We start from the raw sequence: 19001 nt of genomic DNA, 5'->3' as shown, positions 1-19001 counted from the left end.
CACGCCCGGGTGCTGGCCGCCGAGGCCGCCCGGCGCGGCGAATCGCTGATCGTGGCCGGCGGCGGCGACGGCACGGTGGCCGAGGTCGCGGCGGGGCTGTCCGGCACGGGGGCCACGCTGGGGCTGCTGCCGCTGGGCACCGCCAATGTGCTGGCGCACGAACTCGGCCTGCCGATGATGCCCGAGCGCGCGGCGGCGGTGCTGCTGGCCGGGCGGCGGGTCACGCTGCATCCGGGGCTGGCGCGCTATCCGGGCGGGCGGGAGCGGCTGTTCGTGCAGATGCTGGGCGCCGGTTTCGACGCCGCGGTGGTGGCCGCGCTGGACCCGGCCGAGAAGCGCCGCTTCGGCAAGGGCGCCTATCTGGCCGAGAGCCTGCGCCAGATCGGCGCCTATCGCTTCCCCACCATCCTGCTGGGGCTGGACGAGGCGCCGCTGACACCCGTTGCCAGCGTGATCGTGGCCAAGGGGCGGTTCTATGCCGGGCGGTTCCTGGCGCTGCCGGGGGCGAGCCCGCTGCATGCCGGCTTCTCCGTGCTGGCGTTTTCGCGCGGCGGCATGCTGGCCACCGCGCTGGCGGGGGCGGCGCTGCCGATGGGGTTGCTGCACCGGGTGCCCGGGGCGGTGCTGGCCCGGGCGGGGCGGGTGCGGATGGCCTCGGCCTCCGTCGTGCCGGCGCAGGCGGATGGCGACGCGGCCGGCGAATTGCCGCTGGAGATCGAGGACGCCTCGCACGGCATCCCCTTCCTGGTGCCGCCCTGAGCCGCCCATGGGGGCTGCGCCCCGGGCGCGAAGGGGGCCGATGACTGAGCGGCTTTGCACCGCGCCGCCGTTTTCGCTATGTTCCGAGGAATGGGCGCCGAGGGGTGTGCCCATGGCGTGGCCTGGCACGCCCGCAGGGGGCGGGCGCTCCGCGGTTCCGCCCATTCTGGAAAGAGGCTGCTGGACATGACGGCACCGCAGACGGACCGCTCCGCCCAACTGCCAGGGCATATGGGCCGCAGGCATGTGATGATGGCGGGCGCCGGCCTGGCCCTGGCGGCCAGCCCGGCCTTCGCCTCCACCCCTGATGCGCTGGAACATCTGGCCGAGCGCCTGCGCGGGCTGGAGGCCGATGGCCTCGACCCCAGCTGGTACCAGGTGCCGGCGCGCGATGTCGCGTTTTCCGACCCCACGGGCTATGCCGCCGGCGTGCAGAACGCGGCGCGGCTGGCCCTGCAGGACCTGCTGCACGGCCGCGCGGCCGTGCCGACGGGCCGTATCGACATCCGGCGCGACACGGCGGCCCTGCCGCTCGCGCCCTGGATGACGGAGCTCGCCACCTCGGCCGAACCCGCCGCCGTGATCGACCGCGCGGCCCTGCTGCCGGAAGGCGCCGCGCTGTTGCGGGCCAAGCTGGCCGAGGCGCGCCTGGCCATGGCGCGCTGGAACCTGCCGCAGATCCCCACCGGCGGCACCATCGAGCCCGGCCGCACCGACCCCCGCGTGGCCGTGATGCGCGAACGCCTGGCGGGCACCGACCCGGTGCTGGCCGCCAGCCGCCCCCCCGCCGACCCGAACTATTACGACGAGACCCTGCAGGCCGCCGTCCGCCGCTTCCAGCAGGCGATGAACGTGGAGGTGGATGGCCGCGTCGGCGCCGGCACCCAGGCCGCGTTGAACCGCACGCCCGAGCAGGACATCACCGCCCTCAGGGTCGCGCTGGACATGCGCCGCGCCGCCTGGAAGCCGGGTGCCGACCGCCGGGTGGATGTGAACCTGCCTGACTTCACTCTGATGGTGAAGGAAGGCGACCGGCTGGTGCTGGACATGGCCGTGGTGGTGGGCCGCCCCGGTCGCGCCACCCCCATCCTGGCCACGCGCCTGACCACGGTGCAGTTCAACCCGCCCTGGGGCGTGCCCGTCCGCAACGCGGTGGAGGACAAGCTGCCGCAATTGCAGCGCAACCCGCTGGCGCTGCAGCGCGCGGGCATCCGCATCTTCCAGCGCGTGGATGGGGAGGTGACCGAGGTCGATCCGACCCAGGTCAACTGGCGCACCTACAGCCGCACCAACTTCCCCTTCGTGCTCCGCCAGGACCCGGGTGAGCTGAATGCGCTGGGGCGCATCAAGTTCATCATGCCCAACGGCGAAGACATCTACATGCACGATACCTCGGAGCCGCACCTGTTCCGCCGGCCCGAGCGCGCCTATTCCTCCGGCTGTATCCGCCTGAGCCGGCCCATGGATTTCCTGGCCGTGCTGATGGAAGGCATGGAGGGCTGGAACCGCCCGCGCATGGATCGCAGCGTGGCGGAGGGCCGTACCTTCGCCGTGCCGCTGCGCCGCCAGCTGCCCGTGCGTTTCCTGTACCAGACCGCCATCGTGGAACATGGCGGCGTGCGGATCCGTCCCGACATCTATGGGCTGGACAACCAGTATCTGCGGGCCATGGAACGTGGTCCCGCCCGGCCCATCGCTTCACGGAGCTGATGACTATGCGTCTGTTTGGCCATTGCTGCCCTGCCTGCGAGGGGCTCGAATCCTCTCTGCGCCAGTCCTGCGACGCGCCGGCCCTCCCAGGCCGCCGCGCGCTGTTCGCCGCGGCCGTGGCCGGGGCGGGCGGGGTGCTGGCCACGCCACCAGCGGTGGCCCAGGTGTTCGGCGGCGGGCCAAGGCAGATCGCCATCCATCGCCTGCAGACCGGTGAAAGCGTGAACGGCACCTACTGGCATGACGGCCGCTATGACCGCGACATGCTGCGCCAGCTGGATTGGGTGATGCGCGACCCGCGCATGGCCGAAGCCACGCCGATGGACCCGCGCCTGTTCGACGTGCTGGCCACCGTGCAGGCCCGCATGGGCGCCGGCAGTGAGGCCTGGCATGTCGTCTCCGGCTATCGCGCGCCGGAGACCAACGCCATGCGCTCCCGCCAGTCCCGCCGTGTCTCGCGCGTGTCCCTGCACATGTCGGGCATGGCCGCGGATGTGCAGCTCACGGGGCGGCACTCGCTGGAGCTGGCGCGGGTCGCCGCCGAGATGCAGCTGGGCGGTGTGGGCCTCTATCGCCGCGACGGTTTCATCCATCTGGATTGCGGTCCCGCCCGCCGCTGGTGATGGGCACCCCGCACCCCTACCGCCGGCTGCCGCCGCAGCGCTTCTGGCGCAACGCGGAGCGGGAGGCGGCGGCGGGGGAGCTGGACCCCGTGACCTCGCCGCCCTTCCGCATCGGGCCCGGGGATGCGGTGGCCACCGCCGGTTCCTGCTTCGCGCAGCACATCGCGGCGCATCTGCGGGCCGGCGGCTTCAACCTGCTGGTCACCGAGACCTCCGCCGAGGCGGTGGAGGCACCGTTTTCCGCACTATACGGCAACATCTATACCGCGCGGCAGATGCTGCAGCTGGTGCGCCGCGCCCTGGGGCTGTGGCGCCCGAAGGAGAACGCTTGGCGCCGCCCCGACGGCCGCTGGGTGGACCCGTTCCGCCCGCAGCTGTTCCCCGCCGGCTTCGACAGCCCGCAGGCGGTGCATGAGGCACGGCTGGCGCATCTGGCCGCCGTCGCGCGCCTGTTGACCGAGGCGCGGGTGCTGGTGCTGACGCTGGGCCTGACCGAGGCCTGGCTCGCCCCCTGCGGCGCGGCCCTGCCGGTGCCCCCGGGCGTGCTCGGCATCGAGGAGGGGGCGGGCGAGGCGCGTTTCCACAATTTCACCTTCGAGGAGGTGGCGGCCGACCTCGCCGCCTTGATGGAGGAGCTGGGCGAGGACAATCCCGGGCTGCGCGTGATCCTCACCGTCTCCCCGGTGCCGCTGGTCGCGACCTATGAGGCGCGGCATGTGCTGGAGAGCAACACGCTGAGCAAGGCGGTGTTGCGCGCCGCGGCCGACCGCGCGGCGCGGGACCATGCCGCCATCACCTATTTCCCGTCCTTCGAGATGGTCACCTCGCACCTCGCGCCCTCCGACGCCTTCGCGCCCGACCGGCGATCGGTGTCGGAGGCGATGGTGGGGCGGGTGATGGCGCTGTTCGGCCGGCATTTCCTGGCCGATGCGTCCGGCCTGGCGCCGGTGCTCAACGTGCCGCCGCCCCCGCCCGATATCACCCCGGAGCAGGAGGCCGCCTATCGCGCCCGTACCGGCATTCTGTGCGATGAGGAGCGACTCGACCCCGAATGAAGATCAGCGTGTTGTTCAGTTGCCAGCACGCGATGCTGGCGCATGCGTTGCGCGCCCTGTTGCCGGGTACCGAGGTGCCGCATTTCGACCTCTCCGAGTGCCGGTCCCTGGAGGCCCAGGCCGCCGTGATGCCCTGGCTGCTGGACAGCGACCTGGTGGTGACCGCGGGCGTGCCGCCGGAGTTCGGGCCCCTGCATGACGCGGCGCTGGCCGCCCAGGTGCGGGCGCTGCGCGCGCTGCCCTCGCTCAGCTTCGGCGGTTTCCACCCCGACACCATTCACATCCACACCCCGGACGGGGGCACGCTGCACGGGCCGACCGGCCAGTATCATTCGCGCCTGGTGCTGGGCGCCTATCTGGCCGGGATGATGGAGGGTGAGGCGGAGCTGCTGTTCAACCGGCGGGTCTTCTCGCGGCTGGGCTATCTGGGGGCCTTCGCGCTGGAGAGCGAGCTGATGACGCGGCTCTATGCCAGCTACGGGATCGACCTGTCGGCGGCGTTGCCGCGCTGGCGGGCCAGGGGGGTGTTCATGCACAGCGTGAACCACCCGAAAAGCCATGTGATCCTGGACCTGGCCACGCTGTTCTGCCGCCATGCCGGCCTGCTGCCAGATGGCGGATGGGCAGAGGGTATTTCTGTGGAGGACAATCTGGTCAACCAGCCGGACCACCCGGTCTTCCCGCCGCTGGCGCGGGAGCTGGGGGTGGAGGGTTCCGTGGAATTCCATCGCGGCGGGGAGCGCTGCGCCGCGAACACGCTGGATCTGCGCGCCTTCATCGCCGAGGAATACGCGCTGTTCCGCGCCCAGCCGCCCGAATGGCTGCGCGGCGCGGACCGGGTGGGGGATGTGCTGGCGCTGCTGGGCTGAGGCTATCAGCCGCTCAGCACCGCCTTGCCCAGCATATGGCCGGTGGCGAGCCATTCATGCGCCTGCGTGATGGCCGCCGGTGAGATCGGCCCACCCTGCCGGGTGACCAGCGGCCCCAGCCTGCCTTCCGCCAGCAGCCCCAGCATGCGGCCCAGCGCCTGGCCCTGGCTCGCCAGGTCGGGGGCCTGGAACAACGCCTTGGCGAAGACGGCCTCGAAGCACAGCCCCGCCCCCTTGGCGCGCAGCTTCGCCAAGGGCAGGGCGTCCGGGGCGTCCAGCAGGCAGATGCTGCCGCGCGGGGCCAGCATGGCCAGCAGCGCCTCCCAGTTCGCGGCGGTGTTGCTGGGGGACAGGATATGGGTGAAGCGCAGTTTCCGCGCCTTGGCCTCGGCCGCCATGTCGCCGCCGTGGTCCAGCACCGCATGGGCGCCCAGCGCCAGCGCGCGCTCCCGGCTTTCGGGGCGGGAGGCGGTGGCGACCACCCGCGCGCCCGTCAGCGTGCGGGCCAGCTGTACCGCGAGCCCTCCCACGCCCCCCGCGCCGCCCACCACCAGCAGCGTCGCGTCATCGGCGATGCGCAGGCGCTCGAACAGCGCCTCATGGGCCGTGAGGCCCGCGCAGGGCAGGGCGGCGGCCTCGGCCAGGGCCACGGCGTCGGGCACGGGGGCGGCCATGCGGGCATCCACCAGCAGATGGCTGGCATAGCTGCCGGCGCGGCTGGGCGGGGCGAGGCACGCCACCCGCATGCCAGGGGCGAAACCCGCGACACCCTCGCCCAGCGCCAGCACACGGCCCGCGGCATCCACCCCCAGCACGCGCGGCGCGGCGGCATGCTGCTTCAGGTCGATGGGGTTCAGGGCGATGGCCTCGACGGCCAGCAGCAGCTCCCCCGCGCCCGGGGCGGGCAGGGGGTGGTCCTGCCAGGCGAAGGGGGCGCCGGGGGCGGCGAAGCCGATGGCGCGGCCGGTGGTGGTCATGTTTCCTCCATTCGGCCTCTGGATGTGTTGGAACCCGGGCCAATATCGGCCAGCATTGAACCCCCGAGCCTGAAGGAGAGGAAGCCCATGTCCGACGCACCGCTTCGCAGCCGCTACCGCATCACCCGCCGGGGGGCGATGCTGGCGCTGACGGCCGTGCCCGGCGCGCGCGTCGCCGTGGCGCAGAGCCTGGACAAGGTCAGTTTCCAGACCGATTGGCGCGCCCAGGCCGAGCATGGCGGCTACTATCAGGCGGTGGCCGCCGGCATCTATCGCCGCCATGGCATCGAGTGCGACCTGCGCCAGGGCGGGCCGCAGCAGAACCCCATCCAGCTGCTGCTGGCGGGCCGGGTGGACATGGTGATGTCCAGCGCCTTCTCCGCGTTGAACTTCGCGCGGGAGGACATCCCCTTCACCTGCATCGGCGCCATCATGCAGAAGGATCCGCAGATCCTGATGACGCATGAGGGCAACGGCATCGAGCGGTTCGAGGATATGCGCGGCAAGCCGATCCTCGTCGCCTCCTCCGGCCGGGCGACCTACTGGCCGTTCCTGCGCGCGCGCTTCGGCTTCACCGATGAGCAGATCCGCCCCTACACCTTCAACATCGCGCCCTTCCTGGCGGACCGGAACGCGATCCAGCAGGGCTTCCTGGCGGCCGAGCCGCTGACCGCGATCGAGGCGGGCGCCCGCCCCAAGGTCTTCCTGATCGCCGATGCTGGGTACGAGTGCTACAACGCCACCATCAACATCAGCCGCCGCATGGTGGCCGAGAAGCGCGAGCTGGTGCAGCGTTTCGTGAACGCCACCATCGAGGGCTGGGCCGAGTTCATGAAGGGCCAGGACATCGCGGCCGCCTCGGCGCTGATCATCCGCGACAACCCGGAAATGACCCAGGCGAAGATCGACTACGCGATCCGCACCCTGAACGCGAATGGGGTGGTCTCCAGCGGGGATGCGCTGCGGGACGGCATTGGGGCCATGAGCGCGGAACGCTGGGCGCGCTTCTATGGCAGCATGCGCGACAGCGGGGCCTATCCGGCGGGCATCGACGTGACGAAGGCCTATGACCTGTCCTTCGTGAACAAGCGCGTGGGCATGTGAGCCTCGTCTCCCTGCAAGGCGTCACGCGCCGCTTCCCACGTGGCGCGCTGGCGCTGGAGGGCCTGGACCTCGACATCGAGCCGGGCGAGTTCCTGGCCGTGCTCGGCCCTTCCGGCTGCGGCAAATCCACCATGCTGCGGCTGATCGCGGGGCTGGACGCGCCCGATGCCGGGACCATCGCGGCGCCGGGCCTGGCGCGCCAGATCGGCTTCGTGTTCCAGGAGCCCACGCTGATGCCCTGGGCCAGCGCGCTGTGCAATGTCGCGCTGCCGCTGGAGCTGGCCGGCACCCCGCGCCGCGCGGCCGAGGCCCAGGCCGCCGCGATGCTGGCCCGGGTGGAGTTGCAGGGTTTCGAGCACAGCTATCCGCGCGCGCTGTCGGGCGGCATGCGCATGCGGGTCTCCATCGCCCGCGCGCTGGTCACCCGCCCGCGCCTGCTGCTGATGGACGAGCCCTTCGCGGCGCTGGACGAGATCACCCGCTTCCGCCTGAACAACGACCTGCTGGCCTTGTGGCGGGAGCTGCGCTGCACCGTGGTCTTCGTCACCCATTCCGTGTTCGAGAGTGTCTATCTCGCTGAGCGCATCGCCGTGATGCGCGCCCGCCCGGGCCGGGTGGTGGCCCAGCACCTGGTCCCGGCCGCGGAGCGCGCGGACCCGGAATTCCGCACCTCGGCCGGCTATGCCGCGCATTGCCGGGCGGTCAGCCATTCGCTCTCCCTGGCGATGGAGCGCGCCTGATGCGGTGGCTGCGCTGGCTGCTGCCCGGGCTGTTCGGCCTGCTGGCGCTGGGCGGGTGGGAGTGGGTGGTGCGCGCCAAAGCCATCCCGCCCTATATCCTGCCCGGGCCGGTGCTGGTGGCGCGCACCCTGGTGCGGGACTGGGATTCGCTCTCCGTTTCCCTGGCCGTGACCTTGCAGATCACCTTCGCGGCGCTGGCGGTGGCGGCGGCGCTGGGGCTGCTGCTGGCGGTGCTGTTCAGCCAGTCCCGCCTGCTGGAGCTGAGCCTGTTCCCCTATGCGGTGGTGTTGCAGGTGACGCCCATCATCGCCGTGGCGCCGCTGATCATCATCTGGGTGGAGGATGTGCGGGTGGCGCTGCTGATCTGCGCCTGGATCGTCGCCTTCTTCCCCATCCTGTCCAACACCACGCTGGGGCTGAACAGCACCGACCGGAACCTGGAGGATCTGTTCCGCCTCTATGGGGCCTCCCGCTGGCAGAAGCTGTGGCGGCTGCGGTTGCCGACGGCGCTGCCCTATTTCCTGGCGGGCTTGCGCATATCGGGCGGGTTGTCGCTGATCGGGGCGATCGCGGCGGAATTCGTGGCCGGCACCGGGGGCGCCGCCTCCGGCCTCGCCTACCGCATCCTGGAGGCCGGGTTCCAGCTGCAGATCCCGCGCATGTTCGCGGCGCTGGTGCTGATCTCGGCCAGCGGCATCCTGATCTATCTGGCGCTCAGCCTGCTGTCGCACCTGCTGCTGCGGCGCTGGCACGACAGTGAGCGGTCATAGGTTGAACGCCACCTCCCCGCATTCCCCCACCTCATGCCCCGCCATCCGCCCCGCGCGGTCGCGGAACGGCGCGGTGCGGGTGAAGCGCAGCAGCGCCTGCATGGGGGCGGCGAAGTAGAAGCGGCGTTCCATCGCCAGGTCGAAGCGTTCCCGCGCCAGCGGCACGAAGCCCAGGCCGCGGGTGGCGGCCTCCGCCTCGATGCCGAAACCCGCATCCGCCCGGCCCGAGGCGACGGCGGCCGCCACCTCATCCTCGGCCAGGGCGGGTTCGGGCAGGAAGGGCACGCGCTCCAGCCGCACCCCGGCCTCGGCCAGCAGGTGCACCAGCAGCACATGGCTGCCGGCGCGGTTCTGGCGGCCGATCACCCGCAGGCCGGGGCGCGTCAGGTCCGCGACACCCGCCAGGCCCAGCGGGTTGCCGGGTGCCACCAGCAGCCCCTGGCGGCGCCAGGCCCAGGTGATGCCCACCATGGGGCGGCCGGGCAGCATCTCCCGCACCGCGCTCTCGTTGAAACCCTCCTTGTCCGGGTCGGGCACATGAATGGCGGCGGCCATGGCCGCGCCCTCGGCCAGGGCCTGCAACCCGTCCAGGCTGCCGCCCGCGCGGATGGCCAGGCCCGAGCCCGATTGCCGCACCGCCCAATCCAGCAGCGGGTCGTGGCTGCCGGCCAGGATGGGCGGGGGGGCGGGTGTGGCAGCGCCGGGGGCCTCGGCCTCGGCGGCCAGCCAGGCCTGGAGCTGCCGGCGCGGGAACAGCCATTTGCCGCCGATCTGCGCGGCCGGCAGCCGCCGCGCGCGGGCGAGGGAATAGGTGGTGCGCTCGGAGAGGCGGAGATACTCCGCGGCCTCCTGCAGGGTCAGGACATCCGGCATCATCCGGCAAAATCCGGCAGGAAGCGGTGCCGGGTCAAGATTGACCCCAGGGGGCCATGCTCACAGCTTGCGGCGGTGAACGATCTGTCCTCCGCGATCGCCCAGGCGCTGGGCATGCTGCTGCATTGGGATGCGGGGCTGCTGCGCATCGTGGGCCTTTCCCTGCGCGTCAGCCTGACGGCGGTGGGCGTGGCCGCGCTGGTGGGCCTGCCGCTGGGGGCGGCGCTGGCGGTGGCGCGCTTTCCCGGGCGGGGGGCGGTGATGGCGGTGCTGAATGCGCTGATGGGGCTGCCACCGGTGCTGTGCGGGCTGCTGGTCTATCTGCTGCTGTCGCGCTCCGGGCCGCTGGGCGCCTGGGGGCTGCTGTTCACGCCCACGGCCATGGTGGTCGCGCAGGCGGCGCTGATCATGCCCATCCTGGCGGCGCTGTCCTGCCAGCTGCTGCGATCCCTGTGGGAGGAATACGCCGAGCAGCTGCGCTCCTTCGGCCTCTCGCGCCTCGGCGCCGTGCCCACCCTGTTGTGGGAGGGGCGGGTGGGGCTGACCACCGTGCTGCTGGCGGGCTTCGGCCGGGCGGCGGCGGAGGTCGGCGCGGTGATGATCGTGGGCGGCAATATCGAGGGCTATACCCGCGTCATGACCACCGCCATCGCGCTGGAGACCAGCAAGGGCGACCTGCCGCTGGCCATCGCCCTGGGGCTGGTGCTGATGCTGGTGGTGTTCGGCGTGAACGCGCTGGCCATGGCGCTGCGCGGCTGGGCGGACAGGAGCGGCCATTGATCCGCGCCGACAATCTCAGCTTCGCGGCGGGCGGGGTGCCGATCATCCGCGATGTGTCCTTCGCCCTGGACCCGGATGGTCCCACGCTGATCCTGGGCCCGAACGGCGCGGGCAAATCCGTGCTGCTGCGCCTGCTGCACGGGCTGCTGGAACCCGATGCCGGGCAAGTGCGGGCCCCGGGCCCCCAGGCCATGGTGTTCCAGCGCCCGGTGCTGCTGCGGCGCTCCGTGCTGGCCAATGTGCTGTTCCCGCTGCGTGGCCCCGATGCCCGGGCGCGGGCGGAACAGGCCCTGGCCCTGGTCGGGCTGCAGGCCATGGCCCATCGCCCGGCCCGCCGCCTGTCGGGCGGGGAGCAGCAGCGCCTGGCCCTGGCCCGCGCCGCCGCGCAGCGGCCGGCCATCCTGTTCCTGGACGAACCCTGCGCCGCGCTGGACCCCGCGGCCACCCGCGCGGTGGAGGAGATCATCCGCCACCTGGCCGCCGCCGGCACGCGCATCGTCATGACCAGCCATGACCTGGGCCAGGCGCGCCGCCTGGCGGGCGAGGTGCTGTTCCTGCACCAGGGCCGCCTGCTGGAGCACACGCCCGCCACGGAATTCTTCGCCGCCCCCCGGTCGCCGGAGGCCGCGGCCTTTCTGCGGGGCGAGCTGCTGTGGGCGCCCGGCGCTTAGGCGCATGTCCGCCGTCGGTGCAATTCCCATCCCGCGCGCCGCATGAACCGCCCGTCACGCCGTTGCCGGGTGGCGGCGGGCCTGCGAAGCTTCCCCCAGACATTCCGAACGGAGCCATCATGCCCGACCCCGCCATCCTCGCCCGCCTCAAGGCCGCGGTGGAGGAGAACTTCGCCGCCGAGACCCAGTTCCTGACCGACCTGGTGCGTTTCCCCAGCCTGCGCGGGCAGGAAGCGCCGTTGCAGGACTGGATCTCGCGCCAGTTCGCGGGGCGCGGCTGGGCGGTGGACCGCTTCTCGCTGGCCGATGTGCCGCTGGAATCCCACCCCAAGGCAAGCCCGATGGTGGATTGCGACCCCGCCGGCAGCTTCCAGGTGGTGGGCACGAAGCGGGCGGCGAATCCCAAGGGCCGCAGCCTGATCCTGCAGGGCCATATCGACGTGGTGCCCGAAGGCCCGCTGGAGATGTGGACCTTCCCGCCCTATGCCGGGCATGTGCAGGATGGCTGGCTGTACGGCCGTGGCGCCAATGACATGAAGGCGGGTGTCGCCAGCATGGTCTTCGCCATGGACGCGCTGGCCAAGGCCGGGCTGGTGCCCACCGCCGACATCCATGTGCAGACCGTGACCGAGGAGGAGAGCACCGGCAACGGCGCGCTCGCCACCCTGCTGCGCGGCTATCGCGCCGATGCCGCGCTGATCCCGGAGCCCACGGGCGGCACCATCACCCGCGCGCATACCGGCACGCTGTGGTTCCGCATCCGCGTGGCGGGCGTGCCCGTGCATGTGGCCGTGGCCCAGACCGGCAGCAACGCCATCATGTCCGCCTATACGCTGGTGCAGGCGCTGTACGAGCACACCGCCGAGGCCAACAAGGCCGCGGCCGCCCACCCCTGGTACAAGGACATCGACAGCCCCATCAAGTTCAACCCGGGCGTGATCCGGGGCGGCGACTGGGCCAGCTCCACCCCCGCCTGGTGCGAGGTGGATTGCCGCATCGGCCTGCTGCCGGGCCAGGATGTGGCCGAGGTGCAGAAGGGGATCGAGGCGGTGGTGGCCGCGACCGCGCGGAAGGACGCCTTCCTGTCCAACAACCCGCCCAGCGTGACCTGGCACGGCTTCCTGGCCGATGGCTATGTGCTGGAACCGGGCACCGAGGCCGAGGCCGTGCTGGCCCGCGCGCATGAGGCGGTGTTCGGCGACGAGATGCCCGCGCGCATCACCACCGCGGTGAACGACACCCGCTTCTATGGCCTGTATTTCGGTATTCCTGGCCTGTGCTACGGCCCGGGCGGCGAGGGCAATCACGGCTTCGACGAGCGCACCAACCTGGCCAAGCTGAAGGCTGTCACCCTGTCCATCGCGACCTTCATCGCCGATTGGTGCGGTGTCGAGGAGGCAACATGACGCCACGGCGCACCCTTCTGGCGGCGGCCGCCGCCGGCCTCGCCGCGCCGGCCCTGGCGCAATCGGATTGGCCCAGCCGGGCCATCCGCATCGTGGTGCCCTTCGCGCCCGGCGGGTCGTCGGACGTGCTGGGCCGGCTGCTCCAGCCCGGCATGCAGCAGGCGCTGGGCCAGCCGGTGGTGGTGGAGAACCGCGCCGGCGCGGGTTCCATGCTCGGCGCCGAATACGTCGCGCGCTCGCCCGCCGATGGCTACACCTTCCTCCTCGCGGACCTGCCCTTCGCCATCATCCCGGCGGTGCAGGACCGCGTGCCCTACAACCCCTGGGATGATTTCACCCGCGCCAGCCTGATCGGCGTGGCGCCGCTGATGATGTTCATCGCCAACAACGTGCCCGCCAATACGATCCAGGAATTCGTGGCGCTGGCCAAGGCGCGGCCGGACACGCTGACCTATGGCTCCGGCGGCGTGGGTGCCGCGAGCCATCTGGTGGGCGAGATGTTCCAGGCCGCGACCGGGACCAAGCTGGTGCATGTGCCCTATCGCGGCGGTGGGCCCGCCATGCAGGACCTGGCGGCGGGCAATGTGCAGGCGGTGTTCGTCTCGCTCGCCTCCGCCCTGCCGCAGGTGCAGGCGGGGCAGGTGAAGGCGATCGGCGTGATGTCCGGCACGCGGCTGGCGGCGCTGCCCGCCGTGCCGACCTTCCAGGAAGCGGGCGTCGATCTGGTCAGCGAGCATTGGTGGGGGCTGATGGCGCCCGCCCGCACGCCGCAGCCCATCCTGGACAAGGTGACGGTGGCGCTGCGCGAGACGCTGGCCTCGGCGGCGATCCAGCCGCGCCTGGAGGCGCTGGCGGTACTGCCGCGCGCGACCGGCACGGCCGATTTCGAGACGCTGCTGCGCGCCGACCTGACCCGCATCGCCGAGATCGCCCGCAGCAAGAACATCCGCGCCCAATGACCCTAGACACCGTCCTCGCCTCCGTCTCCGCCGACCCGCTGCTCTGGAGCGACTTCAACGCGCTGTGCGACGCGGGCGGCCGGCTGGCGGGCAGTTCCAGCGAGAGCTCGGCCTTCACCTTCGCGGCCGTGCGCATGGCCGCGATCGGCCCCACCCGCAACGAGCCCGCCCCCTATGCCGGCTGGCTGTGCCATGAGGCGCGGGTGATCCATGAACCCAGCGGCGAGGAGATCCCCTGCGCCCCCCTGCTGGGCACCATGCCCTGCCAGGACCTGGTGCTGGAGGTGAAGGATCTGGGCCGGGGTGCGCCGGGGCATGTGGGCCTCGACGGGCTGGCGGTGCTGGCGCGGCACGAATACCCCTTCGCCACCCACACCATCCATCGCCGCGTGAAGCTGAACGCGGCGCGGGAGGCCGGCGCCGCCGCCTTCCTGATCGTGCAGCCGGAGCCTGGGGTGGGGCCGGTCTCGGGTTCCTCCGGCCGCGCCGGCGGGCCGGGCATTCCGGCGCTGGGCATCGGCATCGAGGGCGCCGCGCGGCTGCTGGAAGGCGGGCGGGTGCGCATCAGCATCGCCGCCGAGGACCGGCCGATGGAAACCCCCAACCTGATCCTGGAAATCCCAGGGCGCGGGCCGGAATATGTGGTGCTCTCCGCGCATCTGGACGGCCACTCCCTGGCCGAGAGCGCGCTGGACAACGCGACCGGCGTGGCCGCCGCCCTGGCCATGGCGCGGGCCGTGCGGCCCTTTGTCACCGGCGCGCCGCGCGGGCTGATGCTGTGCATCTTCGGCGCCGAGGAATGGGCGCTGGCCGGCAGCCGCTCCTGGCTCGGCGCCATGGACCCGGAGCGGCGGGACCGCATGGCCTTCAACCTGAACCTGGACAGCATCGCGGGCAGCCCGAAGCTGACGGCGCTGACCAGCGGCTTTGCGAAGCTGCCGGGCTTCCTGACCGGGGCGGTGCCGGGGCTGGGCGTCCACGAACCGCTGATGCCCAACAGCGACCACGCGAATTTCGCGGCCCACGGCATCCCCGCCACCCGCATCGTGGCCGGCTTCAACGAGCCCGAAAGCCGGCTGCGGCTGTTGCTGACCGGGGCGGACAAGCGGCGCCTGGCACCGGAAGCGGAGCTGCGGGCCGCGACGCTGGCCTGCACGCGGATGCTGTGGGAGGCACTGATGGCGCCGGAGCTGGATTTGCGGGGGTAAGGGCGGCGCCCGGCCACGCCCTTGTCATAACGAGAAATCCATCTGTCACGGGTTTGTCTTGTCGGACAATCTGGTTCTATCCTTCCTGACCGGCCCGCCTTCAGGGCCGGAGCAGGAAGCGTCATGGACATAGGCCCACCCCGGCCTGCCGCACCGGAAGCCATCACCCAGGCCAGGGGGCCGGGCCGCCGACGGTTGCGCCTGGCGGCCCTGGCGGTGGTGGCGCTGGCCGCGCTCGGGTTTTCCGCGCGCTGGCTACACTGGCAATTCACCCATGTGGTGCTGGATGACGCCCGCGTGGCGTCGGACATGGTGATGCTGGCCAGCCGCGTGCCCGGCTGGGTGCAGCGCCTGCCGCCCTCGGCGGGGGACAGCCTGCGCCGGGGCGAGCTGCTGGTGCAGATGGACGCCCGCGACGCAGCCCTGGCGGTGGAGGAGCTGGAAGCCCGCCTGACCGGCATCGCCGCCCGCCGCGCCGAACTCCAGGCCCGCATGACGCTGATCGACCGGCAGAGTGAGAGCCAGGGCGCCGCCGCCCGGGCGAAGCTCGATTCCGCCCGCGCCAGCCTGCCCGCCGAGGAAGCCCAGCGCCGCTTCGCGGAGGCCGAGCTGGCCCGCGCCGAGCGGCTGGACGCCACCGGCGCCGGCACCCGCCAGCGGTGGGAACAATTGCGCGCGGGCCTGGACAGCGCCCGCCAGCGCGTGATCTCCGCCGGGGCCGAGATCCGCAACGCCGAGGCCCTGCTGGCCGCGGCCCATGCCGCGCGGGAGGAAATGCAGGTCATCGCCCGCCAGCTGGAGGCGCTGGCCCCGCTGGAGCGCGAACTGACCGCGACGCGCGACCGCGCCCTGCTGGAGCGCGAGGACCGCACTATCCGCATGCCCTTCGACGGGGTGGTGGACCGCATCTTCGTGGACCCGGGCGAATATGTGCTGGCGGGCCAGCGCATTATCTTGGTGCATGACCCCGCCCAGGTGCGCATCGAGGCCAATGTGCGCGAGACGGAGGTGCGCTACTTCCGCCCCGGCACCCCGGTGCGCGTCACCGTGGATGCCTGGCCCGGCCGGGTGTTCGAGGGCGAGGTGGACCGGGTGGTGGAGGCCGCGACCAGCGAATTCGCCCTGCTGCCCAGCCCCAACCCCAGCGGCAATTTCACCCGCATCACCCAGCGCATGCCCATCCGCGTGCGGCTGAACCCCGCCCCGCCCCCGGGCCTGCTGCGCCCGGGCATGATGGCGCGGGTGGAGGCTGTGGCGCGCGAAGGCGAAGCGCGTGAATGAAGGCCCGAGCATCGAGGCGCTGTTCGCCCGCTATGGCCCCGCCTTCCGCTGGCTGGTGACGCTGACGGCGCTGACCGGCACCGTCTCCTGCATCCTGTCCTCCACCATCGTGAATGTCGCCCTGCCGGACATCATGGGCGCGCTGGGCATGGGGCATGAGGAAGGGCAGCTGCTCTCGACCGGCTTCCTGGCGGCCAACACCGGCTTCATGCTGCTGAACGCCTGGTCGGTGGAACGCTTCGGCTTCCGCATCACCTATGTGGCCTCGATCGGGCTGTTCGTCGTGGCCTCCATCCTGGCCGGGCTGGGCAGCGACCCGGGGGTGATGGTGTTCTGCCGGGTGGCGCAGGGGGCGGCGGCGGGGCTGCTGCAGCCGCTGTCCATGCAGATCATCTTCCTGGTCTTCCCGCCGGAGCGGCGGGGCACCGCCATGGGCATGTTCAGCTTCGGTGTGGTGATGGCGCCGGCCATCGGGCCCACGCTGGGCGGCTTCCTGGTGGACCAGTTCAGCTGGCACGCGGTGTTCTTCCTGTGCCTGCCCACCGCGGTGCTGGGGCTGGTGATGGGCGTGCTGTTCATGCCCGGCCGCGTGGCCCAGGGCGCCGCCCGCGCCTTCGACTGGTGGGGATCGGTGCTGCTGGCCCTGGCCATCGGGCTGCTGCTGGCGGGGCTGACGGATGGGCAGCACCATGGCTGGGGCTCCGACCATGTGCTGCTGGAACTGACGGGCGCCACGCTGGCCACCATCGGCTTCATCGGCTGGCAGGCCATCGCACCCGCGCCGCTGATGAGCCTGAAAGTGTTCCAGCATTGGGGCTTCGTCGCGGCTTCCCTGGTCGCCTTCATCTATGGGGCGGCGATCTTCGGCTCCACCTATCTGCTGCCGCTGCTGGTGCAGATCGTGCAGGGCTATACCCCCACCCGGGCCGGGCTGATCCTGATGCCGGCGGGGCTCGCGGTCGCGGTGATCTTCCTGATCGCGGGCCGGCTGGCGGATCTGGTGCCGCCCTGGCAGCCGGTCTGCGCCGGGCTGCTGTGCTTCGCGCTGTCCTGCTGGCTGATCGGGGATGTGGGCACGGACACGCCGTTCTGGACGCTGGCGATGTGGATCCTGATCGGCCGCGTGGGGCTGGGGCTGACGCTGCCCAACATGAATGTGGGCGCCATGCGCGCGCTGCCGCAGCATCTGCTGGGGCAGGGGGCGGGCAGCATCAACTTCTTCCGCATGCTGGGCGGCGCCTTCGGCACCAACCTGCTGGCGGTGTTCATGGAGCGGCGCGGCCAATTCCATGCCGAGGCGCAGTGGGGCCGGGTGGATGGCGGCGCCGTGGCGCTGGAAACCCGGCGCCTGTTGGAGGGGCTCTACGCCCAGGCCGGCATCCCCGAGGTGATCCGCCGCGACGCCGCCTATGAGTTCATGGGCCGGATGCTGGAGGCGCAGGCGGGGTTGCAGGGCTTCCGCGATGCCTTCCTGGCGGTCGCGGTGATCTGTCTGGTGGCAATCCTGCCGGGGATGACGCTGCGCCAGCCCCCACCGGGCGGCCGTGCGCGCTAGTGTCCTGCCCGCTGCGTTCGCGGGATCTCCCGCGAACGCAGCGGATCGGCAGGCCACTGAAAACACAGGCTAGTGGCCTGAGAACGAAATCCGAGGGATTTCGGAATCAGGACACTAGCCAGGTTGGGTTTCAGTAGGAAAATGGCGCCATGCCGCACATGCATCTCGTCGCCTATCTGAAGGCCGGTCCCAACACCAGCTATCCCAGCAGCTGGCGCCACCCGGCGGCCACGCTGGACGACATCTTCGGCTATGACCGGTGGGAGCACATCGCCCGCACCATGGAGGCCGCGCTGTTCGACGGCTGTTTCTTCGCGGACGGCCTCGGCATCCCGGATTTGTATAAGGGCGGCTACGACGACTATGTCGGCCGCGGCGGGCAATTGACCCTGATGGACCCGATGGTGCTGCTGCCGATCATGGCGCGGGCCACGCGGCATCTGGGGCTGGGCGTCACGCTCTCCACCAGCTTCACGCCCGCCTATATCATCGCCCGCTACCTGGCCACGCTGGACATGATAAGCGGCGGGCGGGCCGCCTGGAACGTCGTGACCACCGGCCGCGATTTCGAGGCGCGGAACTGCGGCCATGACGGGCTGGCCCCCAAGGATCAGCGCTATGACATGGCCGATGAGGTGCTGGAGGCCTGCGACGGGTTGTGGCGCAGCTGGGAGGAGGACGCGCTGGTGCTGGACCGCGAGAGCGGCCGCTTCGCCGACCCCGCGAAGATCCATCGCGTGAACTACCGGGGCCGCTACGTCTCCACCGAGGGCCCGCTGACCATCCCGCGCACGCCGCAGGTGCGGCCCGTTCTGATGCAGGCCGGTTCCTCTCCGCGCGGGCGGCAATTCGCGGCGCGCTGGGCGGAGGCGATCTTCTGCACCCCCGCCACCAAGGCCGATGCGAAAGCCTATCGCGACGACCTGCATGCCCGCATGAACGCCATCGGCCGCCCGGTGCAGGAATGCGCCGTGCTGCCCAGTGTCTCCCTGGTGTTGGGGGAGACGGAGAGCATCGCGCGGGAAAAGGCCGCCTATCTGGAATCGCTGGTGGACCCGGAGCTGGTGCTCGCCTCCTCCTCCTGGTCGGTGGTGGCGGACCTGTCGAAGATCGACACGCCGGAGGCGCTGGACGCGCAATCGGGCAACCAGGGCGTGCAGGGCCACCGGGACCGCATGACGCAGGTGGCCAAGGAAAAGAACATCAGCTTCGCCGAGGCCGTGCGCCGGCCGCGCACCCTGCTGGCCGGCACGCCCGCCCAGGTGGCGGATGTGCTGGAGGACTGGTTCAAGGGCGGCGCCTGCGACGGGTTCATCCTGCCGCCGACCCTGTGGCCCGGGACGTTCGAGGATGTGGCGCGGATGCTGGTGCCGGAACTGCAGCGGCGCGGGGTGTACCGGACGGCATATAAGGGGCGGACGATGCGGGAGAATCTGCGCGACCATGGGTGAGGGCAGGGGGAGGCGCCGTCCCCAAACTCCCAAAAAGAAAAGAATGGGGGCTCCGGGGGAAATTCATTTCCCCCGGTGGGGGTTCGGGGGGGTACAAACCGGCTAGGTTGGTGACAGTTTGGACCGGCGACCTGGGTGACAGTCTTTGTTATCGACTGGGAGGACCGGTCGATGCCCTGGACGGAGATATCCACGATGGATGCGCGGCTG

Annotated in this window: 18 protein-coding genes; 16 read left to right on the top strand and 2 right to left on the bottom strand. The window is 71.5% G+C overall.

The features are described from left to right. The 5 genes from GT007_RS20100 to GT007_RS20080 form a co-directional block, all read left to right on the top strand. The coding region (locus GT007_RS20100) for a diacylglycerol/lipid kinase family protein (RefSeq protein ID WP_160123457.1) at positions 1-759 on the top strand (759 nt) is incomplete at its 5' end. Between the two features lie 186 nt (positions 760-945). After that, positions 946-2469: a L,D-transpeptidase family protein gene (locus GT007_RS20095; RefSeq protein ID WP_160123456.1), complete on the top strand. Its 1524-nt coding sequence runs from the start codon at positions 946-948 to the stop codon at positions 2467-2469. Then, a complete protein-coding gene (locus tag GT007_RS20090) occupies positions 2469-3092 on the top strand; it encodes a DUF882 domain-containing protein (protein WP_236571776.1) in 624 nt (207 codons plus the stop codon). The genes GT007_RS20095 and GT007_RS20090 overlap by 1 nt, the downstream gene beginning before the upstream one ends. Further along, positions 3092-4147 (top strand): GSCFA domain-containing protein, encoded by a 1056-nt coding sequence (locus GT007_RS20085; protein ID WP_236571777.1) that lies wholly within the window; start codon positions 3092-3094, stop codon positions 4145-4147. Before GT007_RS20090 ends, GT007_RS20085 begins: the two co-directional genes overlap by 1 nt. Then, on the top strand, positions 4144-5016 hold the full coding sequence (locus GT007_RS20080; RefSeq protein ID WP_160123454.1) for a WcbI family polysaccharide biosynthesis putative acetyltransferase: 873 nt from the start codon (positions 4144-4146) through the stop codon (positions 5014-5016). Before GT007_RS20085 ends, GT007_RS20080 begins: the two co-directional genes overlap by 4 nt. A 5-nt stretch (positions 5017-5021) precedes the next feature. Here GT007_RS20080 and GT007_RS20075 read toward each other — a convergent pair whose 3' ends face one another. Next, complete coding sequence (locus GT007_RS20075) at positions 5022-5993, bottom strand: zinc-binding dehydrogenase (RefSeq protein ID WP_160123453.1); 972 nt, start codon at positions 5991-5993, stop codon at positions 5022-5024. An 87-nt stretch (positions 5994-6080) separates the two neighbouring features. Here GT007_RS20075 and GT007_RS20070 point away from each other — a divergent pair, with 87 nt between their 5' ends. The 3 genes from GT007_RS20070 to GT007_RS20060 are packed head-to-tail and all read left to right on the top strand — an operon-like array spanning position 6081 to position 8607. Beyond that, a complete protein-coding gene (locus GT007_RS20070) occupies positions 6081-7097 on the top strand; it encodes an ABC transporter substrate-binding protein (RefSeq protein WP_160123452.1) in 1017 nt (338 codons plus the stop codon). Then, positions 7094-7837 carry an ABC transporter ATP-binding protein gene (locus tag GT007_RS20065; RefSeq protein ID WP_160123451.1) on the top strand — a complete coding sequence of 248 codons (744 nt, stop codon included), beginning with the start codon at positions 7094-7096 and terminating at the stop codon, positions 7835-7837. Before GT007_RS20070 ends, GT007_RS20065 begins: the two co-directional genes overlap by 4 nt. After that, entirely contained in the window at positions 7837-8607 is a 771-nt protein-coding gene (locus GT007_RS20060; protein WP_160123450.1) for an ABC transporter permease, read from the top strand. The genes GT007_RS20065 and GT007_RS20060 overlap by 1 nt, the downstream gene beginning before the upstream one ends. Here the strand turns inward: GT007_RS20060 and GT007_RS20055 are convergent. Continuing rightward, positions 8602-9483, bottom strand: coding sequence for a helix-turn-helix transcriptional regulator (locus GT007_RS20055; protein ID WP_160123449.1), 882 nt, complete (start codon positions 9481-9483; stop codon positions 8602-8604). The two genes, GT007_RS20060 and GT007_RS20055, sit on opposite strands and share 6 nt — an antisense overlap. Positions 9484-9555: 72 nt before the next feature. On the opposite strand from GT007_RS20055, the gene GT007_RS20050 reads away from it, so the two are divergent. From GT007_RS20050 to GT007_RS20015, 8 genes are all read left to right on the top strand, one after another. Then, the gene (locus tag GT007_RS20050; RefSeq protein ID WP_236571775.1) at positions 9556-10260 is read left to right on the top strand and encodes an ABC transporter permease; all 705 of its coding nucleotides are present in this window, start codon (positions 9556-9558) and stop codon (positions 10258-10260) included. Then, positions 10257-10931, top strand: coding sequence for an ATP-binding cassette domain-containing protein (locus GT007_RS20045; protein WP_236571774.1), 675 nt, complete (start codon positions 10257-10259; stop codon positions 10929-10931). The genes GT007_RS20050 and GT007_RS20045 overlap by 4 nt, the downstream gene beginning before the upstream one ends. A 119-nt stretch (positions 10932-11050) precedes the next feature. Beyond that, entirely contained in the window at positions 11051-12337 is a 1287-nt protein-coding gene (locus GT007_RS20040) for an ArgE/DapE family deacylase (RefSeq protein ID WP_160123448.1), read from the top strand. Next, complete coding sequence (locus GT007_RS20035) at positions 12334-13296, top strand: tripartite tricarboxylate transporter substrate binding protein (protein ID WP_160123447.1); 963 nt, start codon at positions 12334-12336, stop codon at positions 13294-13296. Before GT007_RS20040 ends, GT007_RS20035 begins: the two co-directional genes overlap by 4 nt. Further along, entirely contained in the window at positions 13293-14504 is a 1212-nt protein-coding gene (locus GT007_RS20030) for a M28 family metallopeptidase (protein WP_160123446.1), read from the top strand. The genes GT007_RS20035 and GT007_RS20030 overlap by 4 nt, the downstream gene beginning before the upstream one ends. A gap of 123 nt (positions 14505-14627) precedes the next feature. Further along, a complete protein-coding gene (locus tag GT007_RS20025) occupies positions 14628-15785 on the top strand; it encodes an HlyD family secretion protein (RefSeq protein WP_160123445.1) in 1158 nt (385 codons plus the stop codon). Next, positions 15778-17340, top strand: coding sequence for an MDR family MFS transporter (locus GT007_RS20020; protein ID WP_160123444.1), 1563 nt, complete (start codon positions 15778-15780; stop codon positions 17338-17340). The genes GT007_RS20025 and GT007_RS20020 overlap by 8 nt, the downstream gene beginning before the upstream one ends. A gap of 149 nt (positions 17341-17489) precedes the next feature. Beyond that, positions 17490-18791, top strand: a complete 1302-nt coding sequence (locus GT007_RS20015) for an NtaA/DmoA family FMN-dependent monooxygenase (RefSeq protein WP_160123443.1) — start codon at positions 17490-17492, stop codon at positions 18789-18791. The last annotated feature ends 210 nt before the right edge of the window (positions 18792-19001 follow it).

This window comes from Rhodovarius lipocyclicus (genome assembly GCF_009900765.1).
Taxonomy (GTDB): domain Bacteria; phylum Pseudomonadota; class Alphaproteobacteria; order Acetobacterales; family Acetobacteraceae; genus Rhodovarius; species Rhodovarius lipocyclicus.
Note: the sequence above shows the minus strand (reverse complement) of the source record. Positions and strands in the feature narration are given on the sequence as shown.

Bases quoted from the DNA above. Each gene is read 5' to 3' on its own strand.
- GT007_RS20085 (WP_236571777.1), top strand. From the start codon at position 3,092: ATGGGCACCCCGCACCCCTACCGCCGGCTGCCGCCGCAGCGCTTCTGG.
- GT007_RS20095 (WP_160123456.1), top strand. From the start codon at position 946: ATGACGGCACCGCAGACGGACCGCTCCGCCCAACTGCCAGGGCATATG.
- GT007_RS20015 (WP_160123443.1), top strand. From the start codon at position 17,490: ATGCCGCACATGCATCTCGTCGCCTATCTGAAGGCCGGTCCCAACACC.
- GT007_RS20075 (WP_160123453.1), bottom strand. From the start codon at position 5,993: ATGACCACCACCGGCCGCGCCATCGGCTTCGCCGCCCCCGGCGCCCCC.
- GT007_RS20060 (WP_160123450.1), top strand. From the start codon at position 7,837: ATGCGGTGGCTGCGCTGGCTGCTGCCCGGGCTGTTCGGCCTGCTGGCG.
- GT007_RS20025 (WP_160123445.1), top strand. From the start codon at position 14,628: ATGGACATAGGCCCACCCCGGCCTGCCGCACCGGAAGCCATCACCCAG.
- GT007_RS20055 (WP_160123449.1), bottom strand. From the start codon at position 9,483: ATGATGCCGGATGTCCTGACCCTGCAGGAGGCCGCGGAGTATCTCCGC.
- GT007_RS20080 (WP_160123454.1), top strand. From the start codon at position 4,144: ATGAAGATCAGCGTGTTGTTCAGTTGCCAGCACGCGATGCTGGCGCAT.
- GT007_RS20070 (WP_160123452.1), top strand. From the start codon at position 6,081: ATGTCCGACGCACCGCTTCGCAGCCGCTACCGCATCACCCGCCGGGGG.
- GT007_RS20090 (WP_236571776.1), top strand. From the start codon at position 2,469: ATGACTATGCGTCTGTTTGGCCATTGCTGCCCTGCCTGCGAGGGGCTC.
- GT007_RS20030 (WP_160123446.1), top strand. From the start codon at position 13,293: ATGACCCTAGACACCGTCCTCGCCTCCGTCTCCGCCGACCCGCTGCTC.
- GT007_RS20035 (WP_160123447.1), top strand. From the start codon at position 12,334: ATGACGCCACGGCGCACCCTTCTGGCGGCGGCCGCCGCCGGCCTCGCC.
- GT007_RS20040 (WP_160123448.1), top strand. From the start codon at position 11,051: ATGCCCGACCCCGCCATCCTCGCCCGCCTCAAGGCCGCGGTGGAGGAG.